The 13,961-nt window shown below is 67.3% G+C and carries 16 protein-coding genes and 1 tRNA gene; 9 read left to right on the forward strand and 8 right to left on the reverse strand.

The annotated features are described in order from the left end of the window. Position 1 precedes the first annotated feature (1 nt). Positions 2-1,537 (reverse strand): ApeA N-terminal domain 1-containing protein, encoded by a 1,536-nt coding sequence (locus ACZ1DY_RS00140; RefSeq protein WP_465483252.1) that lies wholly within the window; start codon positions 1,535-1,537, stop codon positions 2-4. 595 nt (positions 1,538-2,132) lie between these two features. Between ACZ1DY_RS00140 and ACZ1DY_RS00145 the strand changes: the two genes are divergently transcribed. From ACZ1DY_RS00145 to ACZ1DY_RS00170, 6 genes are all read left to right on the forward strand, one after another. Next, a complete protein-coding gene (locus ACZ1DY_RS00145; protein WP_034321928.1) occupies positions 2,133-2,321 on the forward strand; it encodes a DLW-39 family protein in 189 nt (62 codons plus the stop codon). A 37-nt stretch (positions 2,322-2,358) separates the two neighbouring features. After that, positions 2,359-2,431, forward strand: a tRNA-Ala gene (locus ACZ1DY_RS00150). Between the two features lie 65 nt (positions 2,432-2,496). After that, positions 2,497-2,937: a hypothetical protein gene (locus tag ACZ1DY_RS00155; RefSeq protein WP_465483253.1), complete on the forward strand. Its 441-nt coding sequence runs from the start codon at positions 2,497-2,499 to the stop codon at positions 2,935-2,937. A 97-nt stretch (positions 2,938-3,034) separates the two neighbouring features. Beyond that, positions 3,035-3,406, forward strand: a complete 372-nt coding sequence (locus tag ACZ1DY_RS00160) for a hypothetical protein (RefSeq protein ID WP_126734767.1) — start codon at positions 3,035-3,037, stop codon at positions 3,404-3,406. Positions 3,407-3,410: 4 nt separating this feature from the next. Beyond that, positions 3,411-4,448 carry a hypothetical protein gene (locus tag ACZ1DY_RS00165; RefSeq protein ID WP_465483254.1) on the forward strand — a complete coding sequence of 346 codons (1,038 nt, stop codon included), beginning with the start codon at positions 3,411-3,413 and terminating at the stop codon, positions 4,446-4,448. Between the two features lie 9 nt (positions 4,449-4,457). Further along, the gene (locus tag ACZ1DY_RS00170) at positions 4,458-4,970 is read left to right on the forward strand and encodes a YbaB/EbfC family nucleoid-associated protein (RefSeq protein ID WP_257483549.1); all 513 of its coding nucleotides are present in this window, start codon (positions 4,458-4,460) and stop codon (positions 4,968-4,970) included. A 69-nt stretch (positions 4,971-5,039) separates the two neighbouring features. Here the strand turns inward: ACZ1DY_RS00170 and ACZ1DY_RS00175 are convergent, their stop codons facing one another. The 4 genes from ACZ1DY_RS00175 to ACZ1DY_RS00190 form a co-directional block, all read right to left on the reverse strand. Next, positions 5,040-5,972, reverse strand: a complete 933-nt coding sequence (locus ACZ1DY_RS00175) for an alpha/beta fold hydrolase (RefSeq protein ID WP_465483255.1) — start codon at positions 5,970-5,972, stop codon at positions 5,040-5,042. 64 nt (positions 5,973-6,036) lie between these two features. After that, a complete protein-coding gene (locus tag ACZ1DY_RS00180) occupies positions 6,037-6,696 on the reverse strand; it encodes a response regulator (protein WP_126734770.1) in 660 nt (219 codons plus the stop codon). Continuing rightward, a complete protein-coding gene (locus ACZ1DY_RS00185; protein WP_465483256.1) occupies positions 6,687-7,751 on the reverse strand; it encodes a sensor histidine kinase in 1,065 nt (354 codons plus the stop codon). Before ACZ1DY_RS00185 ends, ACZ1DY_RS00180 begins: the two co-directional genes overlap by 10 nt. A 60-nt stretch (positions 7,752-7,811) precedes the next feature. Continuing rightward, the gene (locus ACZ1DY_RS00190) at positions 7,812-8,654 is read right to left on the reverse strand and encodes an ADP-ribosylglycohydrolase family protein (RefSeq protein WP_257483552.1); all 843 of its coding nucleotides are present in this window, start codon (positions 8,652-8,654) and stop codon (positions 7,812-7,814) included. 44 nt (positions 8,655-8,698) lie between these two features. On the opposite strand from ACZ1DY_RS00190, the gene ACZ1DY_RS00195 reads away from it, so the two are divergent. Continuing rightward, positions 8,699-9,886, forward strand: coding sequence for a DNA glycosylase AlkZ-like family protein (locus ACZ1DY_RS00195; RefSeq protein ID WP_465483257.1), 1,188 nt, complete (start codon positions 8,699-8,701; stop codon positions 9,884-9,886). On the opposite strand, the gene ACZ1DY_RS00200 is transcribed toward ACZ1DY_RS00195, so the two are convergent. The 3 genes from ACZ1DY_RS00200 to ACZ1DY_RS00210 form a co-directional block, all read right to left on the reverse strand. Then, positions 9,867-11,144 (reverse strand): M14 family metallopeptidase, encoded by a 1,278-nt coding sequence (locus tag ACZ1DY_RS00200; protein WP_465483258.1) that lies wholly within the window; start codon positions 11,142-11,144, stop codon positions 9,867-9,869. The genes ACZ1DY_RS00195 and ACZ1DY_RS00200 overlap by 20 nt on opposite strands. 94 nt (positions 11,145-11,238) lie before the next feature. Next, the gene (locus ACZ1DY_RS00205; protein WP_465483259.1) at positions 11,239-11,880 is read right to left on the reverse strand and encodes a pyridoxine/pyridoxamine 5'-phosphate oxidase; all 642 of its coding nucleotides are present in this window, start codon (positions 11,878-11,880) and stop codon (positions 11,239-11,241) included. After that, positions 11,880-12,602, reverse strand: coding sequence for a hypothetical protein (locus ACZ1DY_RS00210; RefSeq protein WP_465483260.1), 723 nt, complete (start codon positions 12,600-12,602; stop codon positions 11,880-11,882). Before ACZ1DY_RS00210 ends, ACZ1DY_RS00205 begins: the two co-directional genes overlap by 1 nt. Before the next feature lie 73 nt (positions 12,603-12,675). On the opposite strand from ACZ1DY_RS00210, the gene ACZ1DY_RS00215 reads away from it, so the two are divergent. After that, positions 12,676-13,200: a DUF2020 domain-containing protein gene (locus ACZ1DY_RS00215; protein ID WP_465483261.1), complete on the forward strand. Its 525-nt coding sequence runs from the start codon at positions 12,676-12,678 to the stop codon at positions 13,198-13,200. Positions 13,201-13,368: 168 nt separating this feature from the next. Then, the gene (locus ACZ1DY_RS00220) at positions 13,369-13,821 is read left to right on the forward strand and encodes a DUF6918 family protein (RefSeq protein ID WP_192747319.1); all 453 of its coding nucleotides are present in this window, start codon (positions 13,369-13,371) and stop codon (positions 13,819-13,821) included. The last annotated feature ends 140 nt before the right edge of the window (positions 13,822-13,961 follow it).

The raw sequence follows: 13,961 nt of genomic DNA on the forward strand, positions 1-13,961 counted from the left end.
ACTACTGCTTCTTGTAAATGTTAGACGCGTAGTGGCGTGCCTTTCGGATAAAGAACGCGTACCCCTGGTGTCGCTTCAAGCCCTTCTTGATTACATCATCTCCGATGCCTGCGCGCTTTAGTATGGCTACGCCAAGGATCCACTTCAATGAATCAAGTAGGGCGACCTTGGTTTCCCATGTTGTTCGTGATTCGGGGAGTAAGTGGGCGGAGTGATTTCGTGCATCAACCAGGCTTTTTGCCCACTCAGTGGCGACGCCGGCCGCGGCAGGGGCGCTCTCTTGGATGTAGTCGACCAAGCGAAGCAACCGTTCCTTGTAGCTCGGCTCGAAGTACTTGAGTTTCTCTCTTACTTGGTCTGCTGCGTGGTCGCCTAGCGGGCCGGGTAGTTGGCATCTGACCGAATCCGCGGCAATGCGCCGAATCTGCGAGATTGTTTCAGGCCCGAAAATTGTCTCGTCGTCTGCGTGCATGCGACGGTCGAGGCCTTCCGCGCAAGCTGCCAGTTCCATCAAGTCAGTCTCTAGGAAGCGGCCAGGGTTACGTTCAAGCGAGCCAGCTAAGATCGTGGGCACTGGATCGATCGTCGAGAACGACGCGATCGCATTGGCTACGTTCGATAGGGAAATGTCAGGTAGTCGCAGGTATGAGTACTCGGGTTTGATCGGCTTTGTTGTATGGTCGTCGCGAATGATCGAGTGGTGTACTCGGTCGTAGTATTTCGATCCATCGGTCGCTACCTGAAGTCGTGTCACTTTGCACGACCTGTCCATCATTACCGATGCCAAATTCAAAACCGGAGCGATAAATTCGTTGTATAGCGCGTCGAGCGTAGGTGCTTCGGCGTCGATCCATAGCCACGCTTCGTGGCGAATTTCCATGCCGGTTGCCGTTGGCGAGGTTATCTGCCGCTTATGTGTAAGCCGGATTGATCCTGGCCGCCCTGGTATCGAAGCCTCTTGCGCCTCGGGTTCTCGATATGACAGCTCGACTGGTGCGGTGTCCTGGAACATATCGTTCTTGTACTTTGTCAGCCCCGTGCGGGAGGCCCACTCGTCGATATAGGTGAACCGGACCATCGCCTTGAGGATCGGTTCACCTGGGTTGAGATGGGCACCCCGGATGAGCCAGTAGCCTTCGAACACTTGTGTACCGTTCTCAGAGCTGGCCGAAAGGTCGCCGAACATCTGCAAGTTCTGGGCGTAGGCGTCGGCGTCCAGCAGAGTCACGTCAGGACGATTCCCCGCGCTAAGGCGACCATGGACGGTAAACCGCGTATCAGAAAACTCAGGTGGTGGCACGCCTTGGAGCTCCCCGTGAGGCGTCTCAGTCCACTCCACAGGGGCGGTCAACTGCCCAGCCAAGATGATCTTTGGGCTAGAGCCGGAAAGGTCGAGCCATCCGGGTAGTACTGACTCGGGATGCCCGGCGAGCCAGAAGCGCCCTAGCAGATGCTCATCGTCTCGGTTCGCCACCTTCGCCTCCTCGAATCTTGCGGCTAGCTGCGAGAGCTTAGGCCCGCCCGCCCGGCCCGTCACGTCGTTGTATCGGAGTTTGGCTCTAAGTGATCCCGCACGGAGACATTCGGCGTGACCTTGCCGGTACGTAACACTTGGCCAGCCGGGCCGACTGGGTGACGAACTGGGCGACAATCGGGGTGGCGACCAGGGGATGTCTGCGGACGTCGGCGGACGTTCGGAACGCAGGTCACCGGAGTGGTTTAAAGGTCAACAAACGTCAGATCTGACCTGATAACGAAGAGGTCCCAGGTTCAAGTCCTGGTGGGCCCACTCCGAAAGCCGGTTCGCGATTCTCGCGGGTCGGCTTTTTCGCTACCCGGCTGCTTCTCGTTCGGCCAGGAACTCGAAGAGCAGTTCGGAAACGCGTACCTCCTGCTCGGGTGTGATGTCCCAGCCGGTCCAGCCTTCCGGTAGCGCGAGGTGGCCGAGGTCATGCGTGCCACAGGAGTGTTCCGTGGCGTGCCCGTGTTGAGACTGGTGGACCCTGCCGGCCTTCTCTTCCCGGCAGGGTCTTCGGTTCCACGTGGAACGTCGGGCAGCGGGCGTCCGGAGAACGGCGTGCAGTAGCATCGGTGGGTAAGCGGAGCAACTCGGCGGAAAGAGGGGGCTTCTGATGAAGAAGCTGTTGGCACTCGCGGTCATCGCGGGCGGCGTGCTGTTCGTGATCAAGCGCAACAAGGCAGCCAAGGCCGAGGCCGACCTCTGGCGTGAGGCCACCGCTCCCACCGAGCGCCCCCTGGGATCCGCTTCCACGAACGGAAGCGCTCCGGCCAAGGCCGCGGACGCGTCCCGCAACAACTGATTTCGGCGCGGGCGGTTATCATGATCGCCTGCGACCCGGGGCTGTAGCTCAATTGGTAGAGCACCGCCTTTGCAAGGCGGGGGTCAGGGGTTCGATTCCCCTCAGCTCCACACTGGGATCCACGAAGGCCACCCGTACTCCGGGTGGTCTTTTCGTTTCCGGGCAGAATGCGCGCATGGGTGTGCTCTTCGACTACTTCGCCGCGCCGGACGACGACGCCGCGGCCACCACGATCGACCTCGTCGGCGGCCCGGACGAGGCGTCCTTCCCGACCGTCGCGCTCAAAGGCGTGGACCCGTTCGTGCAATTGGGCACGCTGGAGTCCCTGCTCACCGGTGTCGACTACGAGACCGTCATCGGCCGCGCCATCGAACCTGTCGCCATGGCCGACGGTGGCGCGCGCCTGGTCGTCGCGCTGACCGGCGGGCTGACCGCCGCGTTGTCCGATGCCGACGAGGCGCGCCTGAACGAGGTGGCCGAGCCCTGGTCCCGGACCGAGGAGTTCGGCGGTCAGGCCGACCCCGCCGACTTGGCCACCATGCTGACCGGCCTCGCCGAACTCGCCCACACGGCCACGACCAGGGGTGTTCGCCTCTATTGCTGGGTCTGCGTCTGAGTGGTGACGTTCGTCACCGTACGCGGATGACAAAGTCTCGCGCCCAGCCAAGTCAACGCTGCTTACATGGGGGTGGAATCCGGACAGCGAGGTGAACATGGTCAGTTTCGAAACCGACCTCGACGATCTCAGGTTGTCGAGCAAGGAACTGCAGAAGGCCGCGGACATAGTCGGTACCGCCCATACCGGCGTGCGAGGGCAGGACGTGCCCGCGCCCGACCCGGTCACGGGAGCCCTTCTCCCCAGCCTTTTCGCGCCCGACACCGCGTTCGGGAAGACCCTGGGCATGCGCGGGGTTTCGGCGGCGTACGAGGAACACCGCCAGGCCGTCGAGAAGATGCTCGCGAAACTGCACCGCAGCACGCAGGACGCCTCCCGTGCCCTGGAACGGGTCGCCGAACTTTACGAATCGGTGGACGAGGACAACAAGCAGCGAGTGAACCGCGCTGCGTATGGGAACCAGGGGTAGCGGCGTGGACGGGTACTTCAACGCGCTGGACGAGGAGAACGACTCCGGATTCGGCGACCACAGCAAACTCCTCGAGGGCATCTCCCACGACCTCACCGCGGGGGCGGAAAAGGCCTACACGGCATTGGACCTCCTCTACCCGCCGTTCTTCGGCAGCGACGTCGATTTGAGCGGCGGCCTGAAGGAACAGGTCCGCGACTTCTTCATCGAGTTCTCCGAGGCGGAACTCGTCGGCGAGAACAGCCTGCAGACCATGATCGAGGCCTACGAAGGCCTCTGGAACGCTTTCCAGGACACGAAAGCGCCGCTCGACCGGTCCTTGGTCCTGCTGCTCAAGTGGCGTGGTGAAGGCGCCGAGACCGCCAAGAGTTACATCCAGGGTCTCGTGAACACCTATTCCCGCGTGGGCACCAAACTCACGGTGCTGGAAGCCGACATCGTGGCCGCGCGGGACGCCATCGCGACCGCGCGCGCCGACCTGAGCAATCTCGCCGCCGCTTTCCTGACCGCGGCGGAAAAGTATCGGGACGATCAGGAACGCCAAGACGAATCCGCCTTGACGAAGGCGTTGGCGGCGGGTTTCGCCGGTGCTGTCGCGGCTTTGCTCGTCGCGGCCGTGCCGCCCGCCGGAGCCGCCCTCACCGCGGCGACGTTCTTCACCACCGCGAACGGGGTCCAGGTCGCCGGTGCGGCTGCCGGTGCCGGGCTCTCGACCCTGATCTCCGAGAACGCCGCGATCGTCGGGGACAGCCCCGAAATGATCTACAACAGCTTCCACGACGGTGTGGTCAACCTCCGTGAAGCCATGTTCCGCGCGGCGGAGTCGCTGATCTCGAAGATCCACACCGAGATCAACAACCTGCCGATCATCCCCGAACCGCCGGACGTCAGCCCGGGCGAGACGTTCGACCCCGGCAACTTCGAAACGGAGAACACCGACAAGGGAACGGAAAAGCGGGTCCGGGACAAGAACGTCGACATCTCGAACGACGGCAAGTTCCAGGAACCGCCGATGGAACTTTCCCCGCTGCCGACCGATTGACGGAGGATCGTGGCTGACAAACCAGCGGCCAAGAAGCCACCAGCCGACCGGCAAGCGATGCTCGAGGCGCTGGCCGCCCTGTCGGTGGACGCGTCCTCGCCGGACGGTGCCGTTTCCGTTTCGGTCAACACCGACGGCGTGATGACGCGGCTCAGGGTGAGCGAAGCCGTATCGCGGATGTCGCCCGCCGAGATCGCGGACACCGTCATGCGGACCTACCAGGAGGCGCAGCAAGGTTCCGCGAAACGCAGTGCGGAACTGATGGCGCCGATCGGTAACGCCGGCTACATCTCCGACAGGCTCCGCTGGCGGCTCGGCTTCACCCCTTCGCTCCAGCAGGAAGGGGAAACCGTCACGCCATCGGCGCCGGTGTCTCGCCGTCCGGCGGCGGGCGCCGACAACGTGGTGCTCAAGGACCGTTCGGAAGAACCCGCGGGGCCCGCCGAGGACGAGGTGCCCGAGCCGGCCGAATCCGACGATCAGTACTACGAGCAAGGCCTGCGATACCGGCCTTCCTGGTAGTACGGCGTGCATGCCGGCCCGGCGACGGAGATCATCCGCCGCCGGGCCGGTGACAGGCATCGTGCGCGTTCACCGTGTGTTTCGAGCAAGCCAGGTGAAGGTCCACCGGTAGAAGGCCTGCGCGGCGAGGCTGGTGTTGATCGAATGACCGCTGCCCCGCACGATCTCGTCGGCGCCGCAGTCGCCGCTTCCGCAGACCAGGGTGTCGTGTTCGCCGAGTACGTACGCCGTCGGCACCTTCGGCGCCGCTCGGTTCGCCGCGCCGGGCCCCACCGAGCGGAGTTCGGCCGACGCCAGCGTGTCCTTGAGGGCTTCTTCGACGGGAATGATCGCCGGGTCGTACGTGCCGGGGTGGTGGAAGGTCCGCGCGCGAGTGCCGGGGACTGTCGTGAAATAGCCGCGGGCCCAAGGCTTTCCGGCGAACTTCGGGTCCAGTTCGGCCGGGTGGAACGGCGACGCGGCCTCGGTCCGTGCGCCGGGCCGGTCCCGGGGGATGCCACTGACGATCACGGCGTCGACACCGCCCCGTCCGGCGGCCCGTTCCGCGACCAGTCCGCCCATGGAATGTCCATTGAGGACGATCGTGCGGAACCGCGGACGCAGCTGCCGGACGACCTGGTGGACGGCCTCACCGCCGGCTTCGAAGTCGAGGGTTTCCGGATCCGGGCGGCTGCTGCGGCCGTACCCGAGCCTGTCGAGGTTGAGCGTCGCGTAACCCGCGCGGGTCGCACTGTCCACATAGGAATAACGACGCGGCTGGTAGGGCCAGTCCCAGTAGTCGCGGTCGTAGGTCCCGCCGTGCAACAGGACCTGCACCGGCGTGCGCGGGGTGAGCTTCCCCCGGACACAGAATTCGCCGGCGATCGTCTGGCGTTCGCCGTGCACCTGGACCGCGAAGCGTTGTTCGGCGCAGCGGGCCGGTCTTTCCGCGGCGGTCGCCGTCGTGATCCCGGTCAGGGAAAGGAGCGTGGTGAGCAGAGCGGCTTTCGCGATGAATTTCATGGCGAAAGCGTCGCTCCCTGGCCCGGGTCGCGTCGTCGTGCCGGTGTGGGGATCCGCGGCTACGTCAGGCGCGCACCATCCCGCTCTGGTAGGCGAAGACCACGAGCTGGGCCCGGTCGCGGGCGTGGACCTTGGTCATCGCCCGGCTTACGTGGGTCCGCACGGTCGCCGCGCTGATCACGAACTCGCGCGCGATCTCCTCGTTCGACATCCCTTGCGCGACGCGAAGGACGACTTCGTGCTCTCGTTCGGTGAACGCCGAGCCGTCGGCACGGGGCAGCGCCGGTGACGGCCGGGCGGTGAATTCCGCGATCAGGCGCCTGGTCACGCTCGGGGAGAGGAGCGCGTCTCCCGCCGCCACGACGCGGACCGCCTGGATCAGATCGGCGGGCCTGGTGTGCTTGAGCAGGAAGCCGCTCGCTCCGGCGCGCAGCGCGTCGAAGACGTATTCGTCGAGGTCGAACGTCGTCAGCATGAGGACGCGGACACCGGAAAGCCGTTCGTCCGCCATGATCCGGCGGGTGGCCTCCAGCCCGTCCGTCCCCGGCATCCGGATGTCCATCAGCACGACGTCGGGCACGGTCTCCGCGACGACGGCGACGGCCGTCTCGCCGTCGTCCGCTTCCCCCACCACGGTGATCCCGGCTTCCGCCCGGAGCAGCGCCGCGAATCCGGACCGCACGAGCAGCTGGTCGTCGGCGAGCACCACCCTGATCACGGCCATCGCGCGCTCACCCGGAACCTCCCGTCCTCACGGCCCGCGCTCAGTGTGCCGCCGGTCGCCCTGGCGCGTTCACCCATTCCCGTGATCCCCGCGCCGGGAACATCCGGACCAGACGCGTGGACCTCGTTGAACACGTCGAGCCGCACGCCGTTCTCGTCGGCCCGCACCGTCACCTCGGCGGACGGCGCACCGTGTTTCGCGGCGTTCGTCAGGGATTCCTGGAGGATCCGGTACACCGCGCCGCCGACCGGCTGCCCGATACCGGGAGCGTCGAGGTCCAGCGTGACGGCCAGGCCCGCCTGGTTCGCCGACGCGACCAGCGCGGGAATGTCCGCCACGCCCGGCGCCGGCCGGAGCGGGGCCGAGTCCTCACGCAGCAGCCGCACCATCGCGTTCAGTTCGTCCAGGATCGTGCCGCTGACCGTGCGGACGACACCGAGCGCTTCCTTCGCCACTTCCGGGTGATCGTCGATCACGTGCTCGGCCATCCCCGACTGGACGTTGATGACCGCCATCGCGTGGCCGACGCTGTCGTGCAGATCCTGGGCGATGCGCAGCCGCTCGCCGAGGACGCGATCGCGTTCCGCCCGTTCGGCGGCCGCGGCCCGCTCACGCCGCGCTCGGAGCGCGTCGGCCGCGAAGACCGCGAAGCCTGCCCAGCCGACGAAGACCAGATCGAGGACGCCCGCCCCGCCGGTGGCCAAGTTCGCGCCGACGACTATCACCGCCATACCGCCCGCGACGGCGTACGCGAGCCGCCGCGGTCGAAGGGTTCCGAGCGCGAACAGCGGCACGAGACCGGCGAACAACACCGGACCGTCGGGATAGCCGAACCCCAGGTAGAGCAGCAGCGCAAACGCTTCCGTCCCGGCCGCGGCCACCGGGAGCCGCCACGCGGCGGCGAGCGCGAGACAAGCGAGCGCGACGACGGCGAAGCCGAACGCGTCGACCGGGCGTTCCCCGAGGCCGGGTTCGAGATTCGCCGTGCCGACGACGAGCAGCGCGCTCACCGCGAGCCAAGCGGCGACGGCCCCGCTCCTGATCAGCCACTTCACCCGCTCAGTCTGCCGAAACCGGCTGCCGGGCGCGTCCGCGTTCCGTGGAGCCCGTCTACGTCAGATGTGCAGGAGCCGCTCGTCGAGGCCGGCCAGATAGTCGCGGCCGAACTCGCCGTTCTCGAGGTCGCGCCACAGCGACGGCGGCAGATCCTGTGCCACCTCGGGCGAGCGTGACGCGGCGGCGAGCGCGATCGTCGCGACGGTGTCGACGTCGCCGGTGAGCGCGACGGCGGCGTGGAGCATCCGGGCGAGTCCTCCGCCGCCGGTCAACACGGTCAGCGCGGCGCGCACGCTCATCCAGCCTTGCGGCCCGACCTTGCCCGACCACGGCGACGCCCAGCCGCCGTGCCCGACGTCCTCCGGAAGGATCCCGTCGATCCACCTCGCGACCTCGGTGAGCGGACCCACCCGATGGTGGCAATAGTGGACGGCCAGCGCGGCGGCCTGCGCCGCGGCGATCCCGGCCGGGGTGTCGTGGGTGATCCTGGCCTGCAGTTTCGCGTGGTAGAGGACGTCGTCGACGGTCGGCAGGAGCCCGATCGGCCCGGCGCGCATGGCCGCCCCGCTCTTGTCGCTCTGCGGGTGAAGCCGCCGTAGCAGCTCTTCGCCGTCGCGGACCTCGCTGAGCAGCTGATGGAAGCGCGGCGCGTAGCCGTCGTGCGGATCGCGGTGGTAGGCCCGCACGAACTGCTCGGCGAGCAGCAGCGGCGTCCATCGCTGTCCCGACACGAGCACTTCGGCGATCGCGATCGTCATCTGCGTGTCGTCGGTGTAGCGACCCGCCTGGGCACCGGGCTGCGCCACGTAACCGGCCAGCGTGTTGTGCTCGGCCACGAAGCCCGGGTACGCGTGCTCGAAGGAGCCTCCGTACGCGTCGCCGATGGCCAGTTCGACCAGCATGCCGTCATCGTGCCAGGCCGCGGGGTGCCGCCTAACGTGGAGTCATGGCGACCGACAAGCTGCGCGCGTGGTGGGCACATCGGCAGGGGCTCGACGGAACGCTGCACGGGTCGTCGGCGGCCGCGGTGCTGGAGCGGACCGGCTGGATGCGCTCGGTCGGCGGATCGGCGCCCTATCTCGGGCTGTTCGCCAGAGCCCGCCTCGATCGCGAGACGGTCGACGCGGACGTCGCGCGGCTCGCCATCCACGAACTGCCTTCGGCACGTGGCTGCACCTACGTCCTGCCGTCGGCGGATTTCGAACTCGGCCTGACGGTCGGCGCCGCGGCGCCCGCCGGCGAACTCGCGGCCGCGGAGAAATACCTCGGCGTCACGCAGGCCGAGATCGAGCAACTGTGCGTCACCGTCGCCGATCTGCTCGACGGCGAACCGCTCTCTCCGGCCGCGATCAAGGAGGCCGCCGGACCGGCGGTGCGCAATCTCGGGGAGGCGGGCCGCAAACGCGGGACCACCACGACGTTGCCGCTCGCGCTCGGTCTGCTCCAGGCCCGCGGCGACATCCGGCGGGTCCCCGTCACCGGACGGCTGGACCAGCAGCGCTACGGCTACGTTCGCTGGACGCCGTCCCCGCGCGGCGCACTGTCCGATATGGACACCGCGCGGACCGAACTCGCCCGGCGGTACTTCTCGTGGGCCGCCCCGGCGTCGCTGAAGCATTTCCGCTGGTTCTCCGGTTTCACCGCGGCCAGTGCGAAGAAGATCGCGGAACAGCTGGAACTAGTGTCGCTCGACGGCACCGATCTCTTGCTGCCCAAGGAGATCGCCGACGAGTTCGCCGCGTTCACCGTGCCGTCCGAGCCGTCGTACGCGCTGCTCGCCGGGATCGACGGCATCCACCTGCTGCACCGTGAGATGTCGCGGCTGCTCGCCGACGCCGACGTCGAACGGCCGGTACCCGGAGGCCGGGCGGGGGAGACGCTGGGCGGGCAGGCGGACCCGCCGAGTCACGTCATCGTCGACCGGGGCCGCATCGCCGGCCTGTGGGAGTTCGACACGGAAACGGGCAAGATCGTCCACAGGTTCTTCGGCGACGAGGACGCCGCGCTGCGCGAGACGATCGCGCGGACCGGGGAATTCGTCCGTGACCAACTGGGCGACGCCCGGAGCTTCAGCTTGGATTCGCCGAAGAGCCGGGCGTCGCGAGTGGCCGATCTCAGGCTTTCGCCTCGTTGATCAGGATGTCGACCGCCTTGTCGTTGCGGGCGGTCTGCTCCGGGATCACCGAAGCCGGCGGGTAGAAGCCGTCGATCCCGCCGTCCTTCGGGTACATCTCGAAGGTGTAGCTGAGGATCTTGTGCTTGCCCCAAGCCCAGTCGTTGACGTCGCCGTCGGTGACGTACAGATCGCTGGACTGCTCCGGCGTGTAGCCGTTGGTGGCGGCCATCTGCTTGCCGACGTCGGCGAAACGCTTCGCTTCCTCTTCGTTCAGGCCCGTGTCGGTGTCGGCCTTCGTGTAGCCGTACGGCCAGAGCACCAGTTCCGAGAAGGTGTGGAAGTCGATGTGCGTCTTGATCTGCTGCGCGCCACCGACCACGCGGGAGTCGACGAAGTCCGCGACCGCCTTGGTCTCGGGCTCGGAGAACGCCGACGGGCCGTGGTAGTCCTCGGCGGACGGGCTGTTGCTCGAACCGCCGCAGCAGTTCCACTTGTAGTCCCAGTTGCGGTTCGGGTCGGTGCCGATCGCGCTGCTGCCCGGCACGGGCTTCCGCGTCTTGCGCCAGCCCTGGTACTCGCCACCGGTGATGTCGTACTCGGAGCCGTCCGGGTTGACGTTCGGGATCACGTAGATCTCGTGCTCGTCGACCATCTTCTTGATGGCCGCGTCGGTCGCGTAGCCGCTGGTGAACCGCTGCACGATCCGCAGGCACATCTCGGTGGTGAGGTGTTCGCGCGCGTGCTGGTTGCAGGTGAACAGGACCTCGGGCTCGTTCTCGTCCGTGCCCGCGTTGTCGCTGATCTTCAGCAGGTTCAGCTCACGGCCCTCGTGGGACTTGCCGATGCTGGACAGCGTCGCGATGTCGCCGTGGTCCTTCGCGGCCTTCTGCAGCTCAGCGGTCGTTTCGGCGTAGGTGTGGTATGCCTCGTCGCCCGGCGGGAAGTCGCCGGCGACCGCCGCGGTGCCCGCACGGGCGCTCCGCTGTTTCAGCATGCTGTCGAAGTCGCCGAGCTGCTTCAGGCCGAAGCCGTTGGCGCGCAGGGCCGCGGCCTGTCCCGGCGTGGCGACGACGGTCAGCGCGCCGCCGCGCGAACCCGCGACGTCGACGCCGGTACGGGCGACCGCGGTGCGTTTGTCCGGTGTGGACGCGCCTTCGACCGAGTACAGCCCTCTCGCCGGGTCGCCGGTCTGGGCGCTCGCGACGGGCGTCGTGACGGCCAGCAGGGCGAGCCCGGTGGCGGCCAAGGCGCCCCCGATGCGACGGCGTGTGGACATTTCGCCTCCGAACGATCTGGGGACAAGGTGGCCTTCACCGTCGCCGAGGTGAATCGTCCACGACAACCCGACGATCGTCGTTCCCAGTTACCGTTTACGGCCAGAGGCGCTCTTTGCGCCAGCTTCCGTCCTCGCGCCGGTAGCGGAGCCGCTTGTGCCGCCGGTCGTGGCTCGCCTGCCAGAACTCCACTTCCGACGGCGTCACCAGGTAGCGGGTCCAGGTTTCCGGTGCCACACCGGGATTCCCGGCGACCCAGCGCTCGGCTTCCGCGGCCGCGCGGTCGAGATCGGCCGGGTCTTCGAGCACCTGGGACTGCCTGCCGATGAACGCCTCCACCTGGGAAGCCGGTGGCCTGGCGGTGAAATCGGCGGCGGACACCTCGGGGTCGGCGGGCGAGACCGGGCCGCGCAGGCGCACCTGACGGCCTCGTCCCGGCCAGAAGAAGGTCAGTGCGGCGAACGGATTCTTCGCCAGCTGAACACCTTTCGGGCTTTCGGAGCTCGTCGCGACCGCCCAGGTGTCCCCGTCGACGTCCTTGAGGATCACCACCCGCGCGTCCGGTACACCCTCGGCGTCCACTGTGGACAGAGTGACCGCGTGCGGCGCAAGTACGTGTTCGCCCGCTTCTTCGAGCCATTCCAGGAAAAGCTCGCGCGGGGTCGCCGGTGCGGCCTCGGTGTCGAACTCCGGAAGTTCCTCGGGGAACGACGGCCAGCCGCGCAACGTGCGGTTCATCAGTACCCCGGCGGGCGCTGCGGCGGATAGCCGGGCGCGGGCGGCGGATAGTGCGGCGGATGCTGACCGGGCGGCGGACCCTGCGCGGGCGGCGGCCCGACCGGGTACTGCGGCGGCGGTGGCTGCTGCGGCTGCCAGCCGGGCGGCGGCTGCTGCTGACCCGGCGGCGGCTGAGGCGGCCCCGGCGGCATGGGCGGCTGCTGGCCCTGCGACTGCGCCCACTGCACCTGCTGATAGACCTCGGCGGGCTGCGGGAAACAGAACGTCAGCTTCGCGTTCACCGATCCCTGCACCGCCGCGCCCCAAAGCTTCCCGCCGACGAACGCGTACATCTGCGCCGCCGAAACGTCGACGGCCACCATGCGCGTCTCGCCGCCGAACTGGTTGCCGGACTTCGCCGACGCGGCCTGCGCGGCGTCCGGGTACACGCGGTCGCCGATCAGCCCGGCGATGACCACCGAAGCGGCCGTCCAGCCGACCGTGCCCATCACGTTCGCGCGCGCGTGCTGTGTCGCCAGCCTGGTGAAGTCGTACAACGCGGGCGCGGTGACCTCCGGGATCGCGGCGGCGACCACGCAGTAGTTCATCGTCGACATCATCACGGACTCGGTGAACAGGCCCACGACGGCCGCGCTCGGGCCGATCTGGACGGTGTTCAGCCTGCCGCCGCTGCGCTGGATACGCTCTGCGACCGCACCCAGGTACTGCTCCTTGCTGAGCACTGACCCTCCCGAAGACTCCTCGCGCAGCGCCATCGTCGCACGAAAACGGCGATCTGCTTCACTGGACGCCACTATGCGACGTCTTCTGATCTTGCCGCTCGTCGTGCCGCTGCTGGCGGCCTGCGGGCCGACGGAACAGCCGCCGCCCGCGGCGAGTTCGCCCGCGCCGTCGAAGACCGCGGCGCCCAGCATCCCGCCCGCCCCGGAACCCACCGGCAAGGGACCGTGCCCGTACCTCGGCAACGTTTTCGTGTCGGACGCCAACGGGCAGAAGGTCTCCAAGGTCAAGACCTCGGCCGATCAGCCGCATCCGACGTGTTTCTTCTATGCGCTGAGCGGGAAACTGCAGCTCACCGTGCGCGTGTACGTCGGCGAACCCGCCGTGGCCAAGGCGCTGGTGGATCAGGCCGCGCCCATCGACACCTCGAACCCGGCCGACGAACCGGCGGGCTGGAAGGGCGGCTACCAGCCTTCCGGCGAAGGTGCCGTTTACGCCGTCGCGAAAGGTGGGAACGCGGTAGTCGTGACCACCAACCAGAAGCAGAGCATCAAAGCACGTACGGTGGCGAAGGAGGCTATCGGTGAGCTGAAGCTCTAGGTAGTGGTATCCACACGTCAGAGTGAAGTTGATCTTGTACTACCCTGTGCCGCACGCGCGAGGTTTCGCGGGACCAGCGCGGGCGCCAGATCCGGCGGAGGCCGCCTTGCGGTGTGGCTCGGCGGCACAAAAGATCATTTCTCCCCATAAGACAAAAGGACAGGTTTCGTGGCTGACACCCTCAAGGAAATCTTGCTCGACTCCAGCCGTCGCCCGGCGGTCGTGAGCGACTTCGAAGGTCTCGTCGACGCCGAGGTCTCGGACAAGGGCGGCGTTTCGGGTGCCGTCGTGAAGACCGGCTTCGCCGCCGTCAAGAAGATCAAGCCGGGCATCATCCCCGCCGCCGTCGACACGCTGCTCGACGACTTCACCGTGGCCCTCGAGCCGTTCTACGGCGACTACAAGGCCAAGGGCGGCAACGACTTCGGTGCCTACCTGGTCAGCCGCAGCGACGAGGCCTCGGACGCGCTCCTGTCGGTCACCGACTCGCGCGCCGAGAAGAGCAGCCGCGACAGCATCAAGAAGGTCTACTCGAAGCTGCGCCCGAACGGCAAGAAGAACGTCGAGGAGGCCCTTCCCCGCCTCGGCCAGCTGATCGACAAGCACGCCGCGACCGCGTGACCCGTTCAGCCACGCGCTGAGCCGAACATCCGAAGGGGCGCCGTCCGCTCTCGACATCACGTCGGGGGCGACGGCGCCCCTTCGTATTTCTTACGCCTTGTCAAGCTTCGCGTCCGGCGGATATCTTACATCGTGTAAGA

Source organism: Amycolatopsis sp. PSD-21 (assembly GCF_055561455.1).

Coding starts and splice junctions, on each gene's coding strand:
- ACZ1DY_RS00180 (WP_126734770.1), bottom strand. CDS start 6,696: ATGGCCGTGATCAGGGTGGTGCTCGCCGACGACCAGCTGCTCGTGCGG.
- ACZ1DY_RS00200 (WP_465483258.1), bottom strand. CDS start 11,144: ATGTCCACACGCCGTCGCATCGGGGGCGCCTTGGCCGCCACCGGGCTC.
- ACZ1DY_RS00160 (WP_126734767.1), top strand. CDS start 3,035: ATGGTCAGTTTCGAAACCGACCTCGACGATCTCAGGTTGTCGAGCAAG.
- ACZ1DY_RS00190 (WP_257483552.1), bottom strand. CDS start 8,654: ATGCTGGTCGAACTGGCCATCGGCGACGCGTACGGAGGCTCCTTCGAG.
- ACZ1DY_RS00175 (WP_465483255.1), bottom strand. CDS start 5,972: ATGAAATTCATCGCGAAAGCCGCTCTGCTCACCACGCTCCTTTCCCTG.
- ACZ1DY_RS00145 (WP_034321928.1), top strand. CDS start 2,133: ATGAAGAAGCTGTTGGCACTCGCGGTCATCGCGGGCGGCGTGCTGTTC.
- ACZ1DY_RS00155 (WP_465483253.1), top strand. CDS start 2,497: ATGGGTGTGCTCTTCGACTACTTCGCCGCGCCGGACGACGACGCCGCG.
- ACZ1DY_RS00215 (WP_465483261.1), top strand. CDS start 12,676: ATGCGACGTCTTCTGATCTTGCCGCTCGTCGTGCCGCTGCTGGCGGCC.
- ACZ1DY_RS00205 (WP_465483259.1), bottom strand. CDS start 11,880: ATGAACCGCACGTTGCGCGGCTGGCCGTCGTTCCCCGAGGAACTTCCG.
- ACZ1DY_RS00195 (WP_465483257.1), top strand. CDS start 8,699: ATGGCGACCGACAAGCTGCGCGCGTGGTGGGCACATCGGCAGGGGCTC.